16 protein-coding genes and 2 pseudogenes are annotated in these 15,980 nt (G+C 60.2%); 5 read left to right on the top strand and 13 right to left on the bottom strand.

Going from position 1 to position 15,980, the window contains the following annotated elements; translation table 11 throughout:
• Nucleotide 1: 1 nt before the first annotated feature.
• The 10 genes and pseudogenes from P3R82_RS05445 to P3R82_RS05400 all read right to left on the bottom strand — a co-directional run bounded on the left by P3R82_RS05445 (nt 2) and on the right by P3R82_RS05400 (nt 8,412).
• Nucleotides 2-1,186, bottom strand: coding sequence for a putative 2-aminoethylphosphonate ABC transporter ATP-binding protein (locus P3R82_RS05445; protein WP_283193317.1), 1,185 nt, complete (start codon nt 1,184-1,186; stop codon nt 2-4).
• Between the two features lie 59 nt (nt 1,187-1,245).
• Entirely contained in the window at nt 1,246-2,082 is an 837-nt protein-coding gene (locus tag P3R82_RS05440) for an aldolase/citrate lyase family protein (protein WP_283193316.1), read from the bottom strand.
• Nucleotides 2,075-3,225, bottom strand: a pseudogene (locus tag P3R82_RS05435) (NADH:flavin oxidoreductase/NADH oxidase). The gene P3R82_RS05440 and the pseudogene P3R82_RS05435 overlap by 8 nt, the downstream one beginning before the upstream one ends.
• Entirely contained in the window at nt 3,222-4,388 is a 1,167-nt protein-coding gene (locus P3R82_RS05430; RefSeq protein ID WP_283193315.1) for a CoA transferase, read from the bottom strand. The pseudogene P3R82_RS05435 and the gene P3R82_RS05430 overlap by 4 nt, the downstream one beginning before the upstream one ends.
• Nucleotides 4,385-5,560, bottom strand: coding sequence for a CoA transferase (locus P3R82_RS05425; RefSeq protein WP_283193314.1), 1,176 nt, complete (start codon nt 5,558-5,560; stop codon nt 4,385-4,387). The genes P3R82_RS05430 and P3R82_RS05425 overlap by 4 nt, the downstream gene beginning before the upstream one ends.
• A 1-nt stretch (nt 5,561) precedes the next feature.
• Nucleotides 5,562-5,921, bottom strand: coding sequence for a MaoC family dehydratase (locus P3R82_RS05420; RefSeq protein WP_283193313.1), 360 nt, complete (start codon nt 5,919-5,921; stop codon nt 5,562-5,564).
• Nucleotides 5,922-5,930: 9 nt separating this feature from the next.
• Complete coding sequence (locus P3R82_RS05415; protein WP_283193312.1) at nt 5,931-6,365, bottom strand: hypothetical protein; 435 nt, start codon at nt 6,363-6,365, stop codon at nt 5,931-5,933.
• Nucleotides 6,366-6,396: 31 nt separating this feature from the next.
• Nucleotides 6,397-7,353 (bottom strand): hydroxymethylglutaryl-CoA lyase, encoded by a 957-nt coding sequence (locus P3R82_RS05410; RefSeq protein WP_283193311.1) that lies wholly within the window; start codon nt 7,351-7,353, stop codon nt 6,397-6,399.
• A 21-nt stretch (nt 7,354-7,374) separates the two neighbouring features.
• Nucleotides 7,375-7,848 carry an acyl dehydratase gene (locus P3R82_RS05405; protein WP_283193310.1) on the bottom strand — a complete coding sequence of 158 codons (474 nt, stop codon included), beginning with the start codon at nt 7,846-7,848 and terminating at the stop codon, nt 7,375-7,377.
• Between the two features lie 9 nt (nt 7,849-7,857).
• Nucleotides 7,858-8,412: a MaoC family dehydratase N-terminal domain-containing protein gene (locus P3R82_RS05400; protein ID WP_283193309.1), complete on the bottom strand. Its 555-nt coding sequence runs from the start codon at nt 8,410-8,412 to the stop codon at nt 7,858-7,860.
• Between the two features lie 194 nt (nt 8,413-8,606).
• Here P3R82_RS05400 and P3R82_RS05395 point away from each other — a divergent pair, with 194 nt between their 5' ends.
• From P3R82_RS05395 to panB, 4 genes and pseudogenes are all read left to right on the top strand, one after another.
• Nucleotides 8,607-9,668: a maleylacetate reductase gene (locus P3R82_RS05395; protein ID WP_283193308.1), complete on the top strand. Its 1,062-nt coding sequence runs from the start codon at nt 8,607-8,609 to the stop codon at nt 9,666-9,668.
• A gap of 56 nt (nt 9,669-9,724) precedes the next feature.
• Nucleotides 9,725-10,580: pseudogene (locus tag P3R82_RS05390) on the top strand (dioxygenase).
• Nucleotides 10,580-10,756 (top strand): hypothetical protein, encoded by a 177-nt coding sequence (locus tag P3R82_RS05385; RefSeq protein ID WP_283193307.1) that lies wholly within the window; start codon nt 10,580-10,582, stop codon nt 10,754-10,756. Before P3R82_RS05390 ends, P3R82_RS05385 begins: the two are co-directional and overlap by 1 nt.
• On the top strand, nt 10,753-11,631 hold the full coding sequence (gene panB / locus P3R82_RS05380) for a 3-methyl-2-oxobutanoate hydroxymethyltransferase (RefSeq protein ID WP_283193306.1): 879 nt from the start codon (nt 10,753-10,755) through the stop codon (nt 11,629-11,631). The genes P3R82_RS05385 and panB overlap by 4 nt, the downstream gene beginning before the upstream one ends.
• A 315-nt stretch (nt 11,632-11,946) precedes the next feature.
• Here the strand turns inward: panB and pcaF are convergent, their stop codons facing one another.
• Genes pcaF through P3R82_RS05365 form a run of 3 tightly spaced genes read right to left on the bottom strand, consistent with a single transcriptional unit; the run spans nt 11,947 to nt 14,601 of the window.
• Entirely contained in the window at nt 11,947-13,152 is a 1,206-nt protein-coding gene (pcaF, locus tag P3R82_RS05375; RefSeq protein WP_283193305.1) for a 3-oxoadipyl-CoA thiolase, read from the bottom strand.
• 10 nt (nt 13,153-13,162) lie between these two features.
• Nucleotides 13,163-13,867 carry a CoA transferase subunit B gene (locus P3R82_RS05370; RefSeq protein ID WP_283193304.1) on the bottom strand — a complete coding sequence of 235 codons (705 nt, stop codon included), beginning with the start codon at nt 13,865-13,867 and terminating at the stop codon, nt 13,163-13,165.
• On the bottom strand, nt 13,864-14,601 hold the full coding sequence (locus P3R82_RS05365) for a 3-oxoacid CoA-transferase subunit A (RefSeq protein ID WP_283193303.1): 738 nt from the start codon (nt 14,599-14,601) through the stop codon (nt 13,864-13,866). The genes P3R82_RS05370 and P3R82_RS05365 overlap by 4 nt, the downstream gene beginning before the upstream one ends.
• Before the next feature lie 127 nt (nt 14,602-14,728).
• Here P3R82_RS05365 and P3R82_RS05360 point away from each other — a divergent pair, with 127 nt between their 5' ends.
• A complete protein-coding gene (locus P3R82_RS05360; RefSeq protein WP_283193518.1) occupies nt 14,729-15,487 on the top strand; it encodes an IclR family transcriptional regulator C-terminal domain-containing protein in 759 nt (252 codons plus the stop codon).
• The last annotated feature ends 493 nt before the right edge of the window (nt 15,488-15,980 follow it).

Below are 15,980 nucleotides of genomic sequence, written 5' to 3'. Positions count from 1 at the left end.
ATCAGCCCCTCTCGACATTCTGCTCGGCTGCGAAATAGGTGAAGTGTTGCGGGCTAAAGATCATCCGCACGGCTTCACCTACCTGAAAGGACAGCTCGTTCTGAGTGCCGGCGGACAGATCGATGATGATCGGCGTCTTTGATAGTGCGTCCGATGACACCGCTACCCGATAGAAACTTCCGAGAAATTCGACTTTCTCAACGCGTCCCAGCGTTCCGCCGGAGGTTGCCCCCGGTGAAGTGAGCTGAATATGCTCGGGCCTGACGCAAATATCGATGGCGCCGTCCGAAAGCTTGTCGCCTTCCATCGTGGGGAACGTATTCTGGGCGATCTGGATCAGCGTGCCGGATACGTTGCCGCCGATGAAATTTGCCTTTCCGACGAAGTTGGCGACAAAGCGCGTCGAAGGCCTTTTGTAAATTTCGATAGGCGCTCCAACCTGGTCGATTCTGCCTTGATTCATGACCACGATCCGGTCGGCCATGGTCAGCGCCTCTTCTTGATCGTGGGTGACCATGATTGTCGTCAGGCCGAGTTGCTTCTGCAGTTCCCTGATCTTCTCCCGCAAGTAAACGCGAACCTTGGCATCAAGCGCTGACAGCGGTTCGTCCAGCAGGAGAAGCTTGGGAGACGGTGCGATTGCGCGGGCCAGCGCCACACGCTGCTGTTGCCCGCCAGAGAGCTGTCTTGGGTATTTCTGTTCAGACCCGGTGAGCTCGACCAATTGAAGGAGCTCCTTCACCCGGCGATCGATGACGTCGGCGGAGAGCTTCTGATTGTGCAATCCGTAGGCGACGTTCTCGCGTACCGTCAGGTTGGGGAAAAGCGCATAGGATTGAAAGAGAATGCCGAAATGGCGGGCTGCCGCCGAATCGCCGGAGATGTCGCGATCACGGTGGGAAATCGTCCCCGCCGTCTGCTGTTCTAGCCCTGCGATAATTCGCAGCAAGGTCGACTTTCCGCACCCCGACGGCCCGAGAAAACATACGAACTCGCCTTCCTGAATATCGAGATCGATACCTTCGAGGGCGGTGAAGGCTCCGAACGCCTTGTTGACGTTCTTCAAGGACAGGAAAGATGGTGCGTTTCTCGCCCCGTCAGCCGACGACGGGCCGGAAACGGAATGCAGGTCCCTGCTGTCGGCTCCGGACGCAGTTCTCTCAACAGTATCTGCAATCACGCTCATTCCTCCTCACATCACGATGCCGCTCCTCCGCGGCAAATATTTCGCTTACGTCCTTAGGCCTAATAACTTCCGGATTTTGCAACAACCTCCTTTGTCGGCTCCCCCGTACTCCTCCATCCAGCAGCAGCATTCACCGACTGCTTCCCTCCCTGAGACAGAAGGCCCACATCGGAACCGAGCGGCAGAATCGTCACGCCCTGCGACACCATCGAGGCGACTTCGGAATCCGAGACCGCAAGTCCGTGCGCGGCTGGCACGCCATGCCTTCTTGCCGCACCGAAAATCTGGCTCAAGGCGTCCGCGACGGCCGGATGGTTGGCAAATGGCGTGCTGCCGATGGAAAAGGCGAGATCGGCGGGTCCCGAGCAGACCGCATCCAGCCCAGGCGTGGTCACGATCGCATCCAGCTCCGGCAAAGCCTTGATGTCCTCGATCTGTATCATCACGATCAGATCGTCATTGGCACACTCCGCGTATTTGGCAGCGCCCGCGAAATATGAGGACGCTCGCCACGGCCCCCAGCCTCGGATGCCCGCAGGCGGGTATTTTGTTGCACGAACCACTTCGCTCGCCTGCTGCGCCGTCAGCACATTGGGCACGAGGATACCCGCCGCACCGATATCCAGGACCCTCTTGATATGGTGAGGATCACTTCCCGGCACGCGCACGATCGGAACAGTGGCGGATGCTTCCAAGGCAGCGAGCATTGTCTGCAAGGTACCGAGATCGATCGCCGTATGTTCGAGATCGATGAAAAGCCAATCGTAGCCGCAAGCTCCCATGATTTCCGTAACCATCGGCGAGCCGATCGCGTGCCAGGCGCCGAATGTGGGCTCACCCTGGCGCCAGCGCTGCTTGAGACGACGTGCTTTCTGAAGAACCGAGAGATCAGGCACGGCGGCTCTCCCCCACTGCCCGGTCTTTATCCGCATCGACCAGAACACGCGGTTTGCGAAGGCGGGCGCGCTCGTATTGAGGCGGATAGAACGACTTCTCGCCGAGTTCCGCGGCAGCTCGCCAGGGCCAGCGCGGCTCCCTCAACGCGGCCCGACCGATGGCGATCAGATCAGCCGACTGTTCGGTGAGAATGCGTTCAGCCTGCACGGGCTGCTCGATCAGCCCAACCGCGATGGTGGGGATGTCGCATTCCTTGCGGATGCGTGCACTGAGATGCACCTGATATCCCGGGCCGATGGGAATGCGCTGCAAGTCGCTGATGCCTCCCGACGATACGTCGATGGCATCGACGCCGGCAGCGGCAAGCTCGCGCGCGATATCGATCGTATCTTCGAGCGCAAGGCCGCCATCGACCCAATCCGTCGCGGAGACGCGGACGATAACGGCACGTCTTTTGTCCAGAACGTTCCGAACCGCGCGAACCACTTCCAGCAGGAGCCTCTGCCGATTTTGCAGAGATCCGCCATACCTGTCCGACCGGCGATTGCTGATGGGCGACAGAAACTGGTGCAGCAGATAGCCATGGGCGGCGTGGACCTCCACGACATCGAAACCGAGCCGGTTCGCGCGCGCCGCGGATTCCGCAAAAGCCTCGACGACGCGATTTATCTCGGCTTCGTCCATCTCCACAGGCGCCGGCCAGTCCGGGAGGTGAGGCAGAGCCGATGCACCGATCGTCGGCCATGGATCGTCCTCGGGCGCGAGTGGCGAACTCCCCGTCACGAAGGGCCGCGCCGCGCCCAGGGCAGATGGACGGATCCTTTTCTTCCGGTGTGGCTGAGCTGAATACCGATCTTGGAAGGCCCGATGCCGCGAATGAACGACAGAAGTTTCCGAAGGGCCTCTTCGTTCTCATCCGAGTAAAGGCCCAGATCGCCATGCGTGATGCGCCCTTCCGGGCTTACGGCCGTCGCTTCCAGCATGATCAACCCTGGTCCGGCAGCGGCAAATTGGCCCAGATGCATGGCGTGCCAATCCGTGGCGCTGCCGTTTACCGCGCTGTACTGACACATCGGCGAGATGACGATGCGGTTTTCAAGGTGCACCGCGCCGAGATCGAAGGAACTGAACAGGTGGCTCATACGATCACCCCCTCCGTCACCAGACGATCGATTTCCTCCGGCGGGATGCCCAGGAGATCGCCAAAAACATACTGGTTCGCGTCGCCAAGCGCGGGCGCAGCGCTCGTGCGACCCCGTTTGCCGCCGATATCCTTCCATGGAAGAGCGATCGTCTTGAGGTGCTCAACATCGGGGAAGAGACCCGAACCGGCTTTTGTGTGCTCGTCGATGACGTCGGCGATCGAACGGGATCTTGCCGCTGACAGGCCGTTCGAGACGAGCAATCGTTCCACGACATCCGCATCCTCATCCGCCAGCCAGCCAGCGACCATCGCATTGAGATCGTCTCGCTTCGAAATTCGTGCTTCCCTCGTCGCATAGCGTTCGTCCTGAAACAGTTCAGGCCGCCTCATCAGACCGCACAGGGCCTTCCATTCGGCATCGCCGGCAACCGAGAGCGCGACCCAGGCATCCGCACCAGCACACTTGAAGCATCCTGCCGGCGCGCAATCGGCGGTACGATTTCCGCCCTGTTCGCGCGTTTCCAGCCCCAGTTGCAGCCGGATGACAGATTCCGGGAGGAGCGCCACGGTGCTTTCCAGCATGGACAGATCGATATAGCTGCCCATGCCCGTGACCTTGCGATGCCGCAAGGCGGTCACGATCGCCAGCACTTCCCACATCGCGGTGACCGGATCGGTCCAGGCTGGGAGAATGCCCATGGATTCTCCACGCGGATTGGGCTCACCGATCATCCCGACCCGTCCGCTATAGGACTGCAGCAAGGTACCGTAGGCGAGGTAATCCTTTTGCGGTCCGCTGCGGCCCACGCCGGAGGCCGAGACATAGATCATCCGCTCGTTGATACGCTTGACGCTTTCGTAGTCGAGCCCGTGGCCCTTGAGAACGCGTGCGCTGAAATTCTCGACGAGAATGTCGCTCTTGCGAATAAGCTCCCGAACGATTTCCTTGCCCTCGGGCGTGGTGAAATTGATCGTCGAGCTTTTCTTGTTGTTGTTGACGACGGCCGGCCAGCCCTGGCGCTTGCGGTATTCGGGCCGCAGGCCGGACTCGACCTTGATGACCTCGGCACCCATCGCGCCCAGCATCTTGGTGGTCATTGGCCCAGCCAGAACCCAGCTGAAATCGACGACGCGAATACCTTCAAGGAGTTTCTCGATCATAACGCCAAGGCTCCTTCACGCTGCATTTCGTCAACGGAACGGGCGCCCAAGACGGTCTCGGCGTCCGCAATCGCGCCGATGCGGATGGTCCGCTCCTGCTCCAGGCACTTCCCATCCGCGCTGACCATATGGAACGGCAGGCCAGGTATCCGGATGGCGCGGCCATCCGGCAAGACCGCGTGGTCGAAGAAGCGACGCGCTGCGAGCTGTTCGTTCGCAAGCAGATCGTCGGGCGTGTTGATCGGGAAGCAGGGCACCCGGGCGCCTTGCGCCATCCCGAAAATATCCGTCTTGGATCGCTGCCGCGACCAATCCGACATCAGTGCCTGCAGTCGAAGCGCATTGCGGCTGCGGCTTGCGCCATCGCCACACAAGTCGGCGTCCCCGGACCAGTCCGGCGTATCGATGAGTTCGATCCAGCGATCCCATTGATGCTGCTCGCGAGGCGAGATCACCACCCATCCGTCGGCACATTGCAAAAGCCAGATCAGGCCTCCCGCGATCTCGGGACCGCGGCCTTCCAACCCCTTGCGGGCAAATGTTCGATCGCCCGCAACCCAATCGGCGACCGGTTCGACCAGCAAATGCGAATAGAAGTCGGAGAGCGAGAAGCGAATATGCTCGCCCTTGACCTGTTTGTCACCGTTGGCGATCAGGGATACGGCAGCGCCGGCCATGGCAACCGCTGCCGCAAGCGGGCCCTCGAGATCGGCTCCGGCGATGGGCGGCTGGCTTTCCGGCGAACTGACGGGAGCAGCCTGGTGCCAGGCCAACCCGGAAGCGTGCTGCACGATCATATCGCTGTTGGCCGCCCGGTTCACATCGTTGAACGCGGATACCGAAACGACATGGAGCGTCGGGCAGCTTGCGGCCAGATCGGCCGGGACGCCCAGGACATGCGTGTCGTGCAGGAAGACATCCGCGCGGCACAGCAGCTTGACAAGGAGCTCCTGCCCCCGCGCTGACGACAGGTCAAGTCCGACCCGGTGTTTCTGCCCATTCAGATAGACGTTCAATGCCTCGGCTATGCCACCTTTCGAGCAGACGGATGATGCCTCTTCTATGCGAACGACCTCAGCGCCAAGCGATGCCAGCAGCCGTGCGCCATAAGACACGACATGGGAACTTCCCGCTTCGACGATCCGTACTCCCGAAAGGGGCAATAACGACATATCACGCTCCAACGCTGGCTTTGCCGACGGTGACCTTTTCACCCTGCTGGTTTTCAAGCCAGACATCGCAGTGCATGCGTCCTGCCTCGGTTTCCGTCACTTCACCCTTGGTCACGACGGTCTCGCCGGCCTTGACGGTCTTGATGAAGCTGACGGCAATCTCGCCGCTTTCGAGATAGCGCTTGCCGAACGTGGCGATCATCATTTCACTCAGATAGCCGGCAAGCTGCCCGCCCTGAACGATGGCACCGGAGAGACCGACCTTCTTGGCCGCCTCCTCATCACTGTGAAAGTTTCCGTCGCCGGAATAACGGGTCATCCGCGGCAGATCGATCGTCTTTCTGATTTCTGCGAATTGCATGGGGCTCTCCTATTCCGCCGCGGCGGCTTTTTCGGCCAACATCAGCTGGGTCCGGCGATCGGTCAGCAATGCGTTGCCCTTGTCATCGCGGAACACTGCTTCCAGCGTCACGAAGTTCTTCCCACGCTTTTCGTATTTCTCGACGACATATCCGGTCGCCGTCAGCGTCTGGTTGGCGTGGACGGCGCCGGAGAAGACGAAACTCTGCTTGGCGCGCATGTTCGGTCCGACCTCGTGCATCAGAAAGTTCTGGAACAGATCGTCCATTCCGAGCTTGCCGAGCATGTCGGAAGGCAGCAATCGCGCCTGCCCCGGCGTGGCCTCGAAAAGCTTGTGGTCGAGTTGCATGATGTCGAGATATTCGTCGAGCATCGCATCGCTGACGGCGAGCGTGGTCCGCCCTGTCTGCGTTCCGATCTCGAGCTCCTCCCAAGTTACGGGCATTCTTAAACCTCCTAGAATGATGATGGCGGCTTTATGCTGCCTTGGCTTCGGCGAAGCGGGCTCGTGTTCCGCCGGTGTAGACCTTGCTGGATACGGGATGCCCGACCAGGCGTTCCGCGAGTGCGGTGGCGACAAGCAGCCGATCGAGGTCGATACCTGTCTCGATCCCCATCTCGTTGCACATGAACACGAGATCTTCCGTGCTGACATTCCCCGCCGCACCCTTGTGACCGGCGAACGGGCAGCCTCCGAGCCCGCCGACGGCGGTATCGAATTCGCGAACGCCGAGCTCCATGGCCGCGATCGTGTTCGACATCGCTGTCCCGCGCGTATCGTGGAGATGCATCTTGAGCTTGACCGTCGGCCAACGGTTGCGGATGCCCTCGATCAGCGCCCGCGTCCGCTTCGGCGTGCCCCAGCCCATGGTATCGGCCAGGATGACCCGCTTGAGACCGGCCTGCCCTTCGGGCAGAAGCTCCGCGACGCGGGCGAGCAGTTCGATAACCTTCTGCGGCGCGATATCGCCTTCGAAATTGCAGCCGAAGGCGGCCATGACGCCGATGCCGTCGGGCGCGACGCCTGCCGCGACATAGCGCTCGATCCACTCAGGCATTTCCGCGATTACCTGGTCGATATTGCGGTTCTGGTTGCGCTGCACGAAGGCTTCGCTCGCCGTGACGATCAGATTGCCTTCGAGATGCAGCTTGCCGGCGGCGACCGCCTGGTCGAGACCGCGTGCGTTCAGCCACAGGGCGCGATAACGAACGTCGTCGAGGACGGGGAGCTCTGCCACGAGTTCCGCCGTGTTCGCCATCTGCGGCACGGCCTTGGGATTGACGTAAGAACCGACTTCGAGGTCCTTGACGCCCGCTTGCAGCAGGGCGTCAATCAGTTCCTTTTTCTCTTCGAGCGTCAGGATCTTCGGCTCGTTCTGGATTCCGTCCCTCAGCCCGACTTCGGTGAGGTGGATGCTGGATGGATAATTCATGGAAACATTCCTTGCAAATCGTCAGGCGAGAACAGCCGGATTGAACGGATACGGCACTGCGGCGCCACCTTTCAGAGGCACGACGACCACGGCGGTGCCCGGCGTTCCCTCGGCGCCCTTGTCGTTGCGCAACCCGACTTCGAGGCTGACGACGCCATATCCTTTTTCGACCCGCTTTTCGGTCACACGCCCCCAGGCGGTCAGCGTCTCGTTGGGAAGGTTCATGCCGCGGAACTGGAATGCGAGCTTCCAGAGCCAGCCGGTCTCGCCGACCCAATCGCTCAGCAGCTGGATCAGCACGTTCTGCTTGTAGGCACCGCTGATCAGGACGTCCGGCAGCTTGTCGTGTTCCGTTGCGTACTTCCAGTCGTAGTGGATCTTGTGCCAGTTCTCCATGGCGGCCGACCAGCGCATCATATGACCCGTCGTAATCGGCCCCTTGTTCAGAACCGGCACTTCGCTGCCAACCTCGATATCTTCAAACGCGAGCGTCATGGTTCCCCCCTAGCGCAGAATGTTGGTCGATACGGCCGTGTAGAGAGGCCGGTCGTCCTGGGTGAAGTAATCTTCCTGGATCAGGATGAAGACCATCGGTCCATTCTTGCCATCCCGCTGATAGATGTCCTTGTAGCTGGCCCGGCAGAAAATCCGGTCTCCGACCCGTGCATTCGAATGGAATTCGTACTCGTAGCCGCCATTGAGCAGCCGGGGCAGCGGTATGTTGACCGGCGGCAGGCCCGGACGAAGCGAGCGCTGCACGCCGTCGAAATCCGACGCGCCGGAAACTTCGAGCGGATCGGGCTCGGTTGGTCCGCGACGAATGATGTAGAGGGCCGGGAATGCAAGCGGCGCCACAAGGCCGCCGTACCGGCTTTCCTTCGCCCACTCCGGATCGGTGTACTTGGGCGAGAAGTCAGAAATCGCCTGGAAAAAGCGACGGACCTCGCTCGCCTCCACCGGATGCGGAGCTTCTTTGACTGGGCCGGAAACACCGATCAGAGCGGTGATCTCCTCCGTTATGTAATTGGTGCCGACCAGGCTTTCCGCTGCCTGTGACATGTGCGCCTCCCTTTGCTGTCGCTTCGATATGCACTCAGAACAATCCAAAAAAAAACGTAAGTCAACACTAATTTTCAAAAAAAATACGAATATCGTCGATTGACGCGCATTAATTGCTTGTGTCAGTAATCAGTACGCCATCATTGGACGAAATTCGTCACAGTGCGACAAAAAGACAACCTGAAGGGGTTTCCATGTCCAACCGATCATTCGAATACTCAGGAAGATCGCCCCATGTGATATTCGCGACAGGCAGCCGCTCTCGCCTCGCCGAGCAAGCGAAGAAGCTGGACTGCGGCACGCTGATCGTACTGGCGACGCCAGAGCAACAGGATATCGCCGAGGAGATGCATGGCCATCTGGGCTCGGCATCGGCGGGAATTTTCGCGAAGGCGACGATGCATACGCCGGTTCATGTGACGGAACAGGCCATGCAGGAACTTCGAGACCGCAAAGCAGGCGGAATCCTTGCGGTTGGTGGAGGGTCGACGATCGGATTGGGAAAGGCTCTGAAACTGCGAAGCCGCCTTCCTTACATCGCCCTGCCCACGACCTATGCCGGTTCGGAAGTCACGCCGATCCTTGGAGAAACTTCGGGAGGCGAAAAGACGACGATACGTGATCACAGCCTGATGCCGGATATCGTTATCTACGACCCCGACCTCACGACAAGCCTGCCTGTTTCGATGAGCATCGTCAGCGGAATAAACGCGATCGCCCACGCGGCGGAGGGCCTTTACGCAGCGGACCGCAATCCCATCAGCTCCATCGCGGCTATCGAAGGCATACGAGCGCTTCGCACCGCCCTGCCCGTCATAAAATCATCTCCACAAGACAAGAAGGGCCGAGCTGACGCGCTCTATGGCGCCTGGCTTTGCGGAAGCGTCCTCGGCAGCGTCGGCATGGCGCTGCATCACAAGATCTGCCATGTTCTGGGTGGAAGCTTCGACCTACCGCATGCCGAAACCCATGCCATTATGCTTCCGCATTCGATATCCTACAATGCGGACGCCGCCACCGAAGCCCTGGCGCCACTGCGGGAACTGTTTGGCGAACGGATTGCCGGAGGGCTCTACGATTTTGCGGCCTCCCTCGGCGCTCCCCTTGCTCTTCGAAACTTCGGCCTGACGGAACGCGATCTCGATAAGGCGTCGGATCTCGCGGTAAAAAATCCCTATCTCAACCCGCGCCCCATCGAGCGTGGCGCGATCCGCGAAATGCTGCAGAACGCTTGGGAAGGCAATCGACCTGAATAGAGCTGGGCATTCTGTTGCGACGCGCTCGCCGAATGCTCAATACGAAAGAGGACGGCATGATGCAGTATTTTACCGAACAGAACTCAGTCGAGGCCGTCAATGCGCGCATCGGGAAGGATATCGACCCGCGATTCCAGGAAATCATGGAGTGTCTGACCAGACACCTGCATGCATTCGCGAAGGAAATTCATCTGACGCAGGAGGAATGGTCGCAAGGGATCGATTTCCTCACGAGAGTAGGGGCAGACCTGCAGCGGAGAAAGGCAAGAGTTCATTCTTCTCTCCGATACGCTTGGATTGTCGATGCTCGTGGACGCCATCAACAACCGGCGCCCGTCCACCGCGACCGAAAATACCGTTCTGGGACCTTTCCATGTCGAAAATGCTCCCATCCGGTCGATGGGCGATTCCATAATTCTGGATGGCAAGGGCGAACGCTGTCTCTACGAGGGCCAGGTCCTCGATCTCGACAACCGTCCGATCAAAGGCGCCCGCATTGACGTCTGGTCGGATAACGCCGACGGATTCTACGACGTCCAGCAGCCCGATATCCAGCCGAAGTGGAACAACCGAGGTGTGTTCATCACCGGCGCCGACGGACGCTACAGCTTTATCGGGATAAAGCCGGTTTCTTACCCCATACCCGACGACGGACCCGTTGGTGAGATGCTTCAAGGGCTCCGGCGCCACCCCCACCGTCCGGCACACATGCATTATCTCGTAACGGCCGCGGGCTATCAAAATGTCATCACCCATACATTTGTCGGGGACGATCCCTACCTGGCTTCCGACGCCGTGTTCGGTGTCAAGTCTTCGCTGATCGCACCGTTCGAAACCATGTCGGAAGGCACCGCCGAATGGCGATCTCACTTCGATTTCAGGCTTGTGCCCAACCAGCGAGGTGATCTCTGATGAAGGAAGCGCAGGAAATGCGGCTCACTTCGACGGTTGAGGCGATGCGTCCGGCACTTGCCGGCGCCAACGCGAACCTGCTTGTCGTCGCGCTGCTCGCCCCGGTCAGCACCACGAGATTTCTGAACCATCGCGTCATTGCCAACAAGCCCGAAGCAGAGGGAGTTCTTCCATGAGCGCAGCGTCACGCCCCAGTCGCCTTACCGCAAATCGAATCCGGGCCATGAAAGGCGGCACCCCGATCGTCTGCCTGACCGCCTACACGACACCCATTGCCAAAATTCTGGACGAGCATTGCGATCTTTTGCTGGTCGGAGATTCGGTAGGCATGGTCCTCTATGGCATGGAAAGCACCATCCCGGTGACACTCGACATGATGATCGCCCATGGCAAGGCGGTGATGCGCGGCTCCAAGAGAGCATGCGTCGTCGTCGACATGCCTTATGGGAGCTATCAGGAATCGAAGGAGCAGGCCTACCGAAACGCGGTGCGCATTCTCCAGGAAACCGGCTGCGACGCCGTCAAACTGGAGGGCGGCGAGGAAATGGCCGAGACGATCTCCTTCCTGTCGGCACGCGGCGTTCCCGTGTTGGCGCATATTGGCCTGATGCCGCAACAGGTGCATACAACCGGCTATCGATCCGTTGGCCATACCGAAGCGGAGACCGCGAAAATACGCCGTGACGCGACCGCGATCGGGGGATCGGGGGCATTCGCGATCGTCCTGGAAGGCACGGTGGAATCGGTGGCGCGCGAAGTCACGGACGTTCTCCAAATCCCGACAATCGGCATTGGCGCTTCGGCGGCATGCGACGGCCAGATTCTGGTTTCCGACGATATGCTCGGGCTCTTCAGCGAATTTACGCCTCGTTTCGTAAAACGATATGATGAGCTCGGCAGGAGGGTGGAGCGAGCGGTAGCCGCATACGCGAGCGATGTACGCGTTCGGCTTTTCCCGGGTGAGGAACATACGTTCAAGCGCCGGGAGCACGCTCGGAAGACGTACGGCAGTGCAACCGATGCGCCGTCCTTGGCGACCATCGAAAGCTAGCTCTGCTCAACTCCTGGTGCGGAGGACTGCCGAAACCACGCTGAAGCGCCAGATCATCGATTTACCTGCCGCTTGTCCGGTGATGCATTCGAAATGCCTTCGCCGGCTTCGTCCCCGGCCGGAAATGCCGCGACGCTTGCGGCTCGGGCCGCTGCCAATCGCCGGTGGCAGTGCGGACGAACGCTTGGACAAGCATAGGCCCGCCCGACGTTCAAACGCGCCTGCACGGTACAAACAGGGATCTGGCTTATATCCTGCCGGATCGCAATTTTCGACGCTCCGAGGTAGCGGGCGCAGGATGGCGAACTTCCTGCTTCAGACACGCTCCATGGCAATGGCGATGCCCTGACCGACGCCGATGCACATGGTGGCCAAGGCCAGCTTGCCATGGCGGAGTGAGAGCTCGAGCGCGGCGGTGCCGGCAATCCGCGCACCGGACATGCCGAGCGGATGGCCAAGCGCGATGGCTCCACCATTCGGATTGACGTGCCCGGCGTCCTCGGCGATACCGAGTTCCCGTAGCACGGCGATGCCTTGGCTCGCAAAAGCCTCATTCAGTTCGATGACGTCGAAATCCTTGGGCGAAATCCCAAGGCGGGCGCAAAGCTTCTGGGTTGCCGGTGCCGGACCGATCCCCATGATGCGAGGCGGAACGCCGGCCGCCGCCCCACCGAGAATGCGGGCGATCGGCGTCAACCCGTATTTTTTTGCCGCCGCCTCCGACGCGATGATGAGCGCCGCTGCGCCGTCGTTGACGCCCGATGCGTTGCCGGCGGTGACGGTGCCGCCTTCGATCCTGTTCAGCGGCTTCAAACTTGCCAAGGCTTCGAGGTCAGTGGCCCGTGGATGCTCGTCACGATCGACGATGACGGGATCGCCCTTGCGCCGCGGCACGCTGACAGGCGTGATTTCGCGGGCGAGACGACCGCTTTCCTGCGCTGCAGCCGCCCTCGCCTGCGAACGCACAGCAAAGGCATCCTGATCCGCGCGGGATACATGATAGTCGATCGCCACGTTATCCCCCGTCTCGGGCATGGAATCGACACCATACTGCTTCTTCATCAGTGGATTGACGAAGCGCCAGCCGATCGTCGTGTCGTGGACTTCCGTATTGCGCGAGAAGGCGGTCTCGGCCTTCGGCATGACGAACGGCGCGCGGCTCATGCTTTCCGCGCCACCGGCAATCACCAGCTCCGCCTCGCCCGCCTTGATGGCGCGGGCGGCGGTGATGACGGCATCCATGCCGGAGCCGCATAGCCGGTTGATGGTCGTTCCCGCGACCGAGAGTGGTAGGCCGGCAAGAAGCAGCGACATGCGGGCGATGTTGCGGTTATCCTCGCCCGCCTGGTTGGCACAGCCGTAGATCACATCGCTCAAAGCCTCCCAATCGACGGTGGCGTTGCGCTCCATGAGGGCCTTCAGAGGGATAGCGCCGAGGTCGTCGGCGCGGACCGACGACAGCGCGCCTCCGAAGCGGCCGATCGGGGTGCGGATGTAATCGCAGATGAATGCTTCGGTCATCGCTTGCTCCTCACAATTCCGGCACGACGAGATCGGCAATGGGTCCATCGACATGCAACCTGGCCCCCGTCATTGCCTGCAACTCCTCGACGCTCATGGCGGCGCGCTTTTCGCGCAGCACGAAATGGCCGTCGCGAATGTCGATAACAGCATGACTGGTGTAGATGCGGGTGATGCAGCCGACGCCGGTCAGCGGGAAGGTGCATTTTTCGACCAGCTTGGGGTCGCCGTTCTTGGTGAGGTGCTCGGTGATGACGAAGACCTGTTTGGCGCCATGGACCAGATCCATCGCGCCGCCGACGGCCGGGACGCCCTTCGAACCGACCCGCCAGTTCGCGAGGTCACCGTTCTCGGCGACCTGCAGCGCACCAAGGATCGCCACGTCCAGGTGCCCCCCGCGTACCATGGCAAAGCTGTCGGCGTGATGGAAGAAGGACGCGCCCGGCTTCAGCGTCACCGCCTTTTTCCCCGCATTGATAAGGTCCCAGTCCTCTTCGCCGGGCTTGGGCGCCTCACCAAAATTGAGAAGGCCGTTTTCCGTGTGAAAGATGGCCTGACGGCCGGGCGGCTGGTAGCGGGCAACCATTTCCGGAAAACCGATACCAAGATTGACATAGGCGCCGTCGGCAATGTCCTGCGCGGCGCGCCAGGCGATCTGAGCGTTGGAAAGCTTGATATCGTCCCGCGCGTTTGCGGTATGCGGCTCGGTGGTCATGCGTAGATCCCTCCCTCGTAGATCATCCCGGCGCGGATCATCGCCTCTTCCTGTTGCGGGCTGGAAACTTCGACGAGGCGATCAACGAAAATGCCCGGCGTCACCACGTGCTCGGGATCGATGCAGCCGACCTCCACCGCCCGGGAAACCTGCACGATCGTCTTGGCGGCAGCCATGCACATCAACGGATTGAAGTTGCGCGCGGCCTTGTTGTAGGTCAGGTTGCCGAAGGTATCGCCGACATGCGCCTTGATGATCGCGAAATCGGCTTTCAGCCAGCGCTCTTGAACATATTGCTTCCCGTCGAATTCTCCGATCGGCTTACCCTCGGCAAGCTCGGTCCCCAAGGCGGTGGGCGTGTAGAAGGCCGGAATCCCCGCGCCACCGGCCCTGATCCGCTCGGCCAACGTGCCCTGCGGCACCAGCTCCAGCTCGATCTGGCCAGCCAGATAGCGATCGGTGAAAGCGCGCGGATCGGAAGACTTCGGGAATGAGCAGATCATCTTGCGGACCATGCCGGCATCGATCATCGCGGCGATGCCGATCTTGCCGTTTCCGGCGTTGTTGTTGATCACCGTCAAGTTCCTTGGGCTGCCGGTGGCAACGAAGCGATCGATCAGCGAATGGATAAGCTCGATCGGGGCACCGGAGCCACCAAATCCACCGATCATCACAACAGCGTCGTCGCCGATCTCGGCGACCGCTTCGGCAAGGCCGTCAACTCTCTTGTCCACTTCCGATCTCCCACAATCCCATCTCCAAAGTCGGAGCGTCTGTCTGGACTACTCCCGGTCGGAGTCGACCTCAACATGTTTGTGCGATATTCTTTATTTGTTACGTAATCGCACAACAGGGAACATTATGATGAAACCAGGCGACGTGATGGGCGGCCTAGCGAAGGGCCTGCGGGTCATTGAAGCCTTCACGGCCGAAACACCGCGTTTGAGTATCGCGGAAGCCGCCCAGATCGCGGGACTGGATAGAGCGACAACGCGGCGTTGTCTGTTGACGTTGTCCGAACAGGGCTATTGTTCCTATGACGGGAAATTCTTCACCGTCACACCGCGGGTCCTGAGGCTGGGGACCGGATGTCTGGCGTCGATGCCACTTCCGCGCATCGTCCAGCCTTGGCTGGACGCGCTTTCCGAGGAGATCGGACAAAGCACCTCCGTCGCAATTCTGGACGATACGGAGATCGTCTACGTGGCACGCGCCATGCAGCGAAAGGTCATGTCGATCGCGCTCATGCCCGGATCGAGACTTCCGGCATACTGCACATCCCTTGGACGCGTCATGCTCGCCGCGCTCGATGTGGATGAAGCGCGAGAACAACTTCGCCGCCGGCCGCTCGTTGCAAGGACACCGCGCACGGTTACGGACGAGAACGCTTTGATGGCCGAACTCGATCGCGTCAGGTCACAGGGATATGCGGCGGTAGACGAAGAAGTTGAAGACGGGCTCCGATCCGTGGCGGTTCCACTGAGAAACGCCCGCGGCATCGTCGTCGCCGCTCTCAATACAGGTTTCGCTGTCACGACGGAGCCAATGCGGGATGCAGTCGCCGGTTACCTTGAACCGTTGCAGCGCGTAGGCCGCGAGCTTCGAGGAATCGTCGCCTGACCCGGATATCGAGGCTGACTGGACAGCCTCGACCATTTGACGAGAGGAAAAAGCGCGCACCGTGTACTGACCTGGAACTCTCTCCATCCGATCCTGGCTGTAGCGCGATAGATCACGCCAGCCCCATCCTCTGGACCGGCTAGCGACGAGCTGGATCGATACCTGGCTGCAAGCATCACCACGCAGTCCGTGCAGTCCCCAGTGCGTATGGGTGCGAAGAACTTACATGCGCGACGAGTTCCTTAACAGAAACCGCGCAATTGCCTGGGCAAGTAAGATTGTACGTTGCCAGATGCTTCAACAATTCTTCGGCGTTTTTCTTTTCGCTTAGTGGGAAACTAACAACCACGAACAATCCTCCTGCTTGATGTAGTTGGATTAACCTCATAGTTCTTTCGCATTGCAACGAGAAATTTTTAATTCAGAAATTAAAATCGATTAGTTTGAAATACGCGGTTTTTTAAATCGATCTAAAATTCTTTGGCCTCAAGTC

The sequence above is a fragment of the Rhizobium sp. AN80A genome (assembly GCF_030053015.1).
Classification (GTDB): domain Bacteria; phylum Pseudomonadota; class Alphaproteobacteria; order Rhizobiales; family Rhizobiaceae; genus Rhizobium; species Rhizobium metallidurans.
Note: the sequence above shows the minus strand (reverse complement) of the source record. Positions and strands in the feature narration are given on the sequence as shown.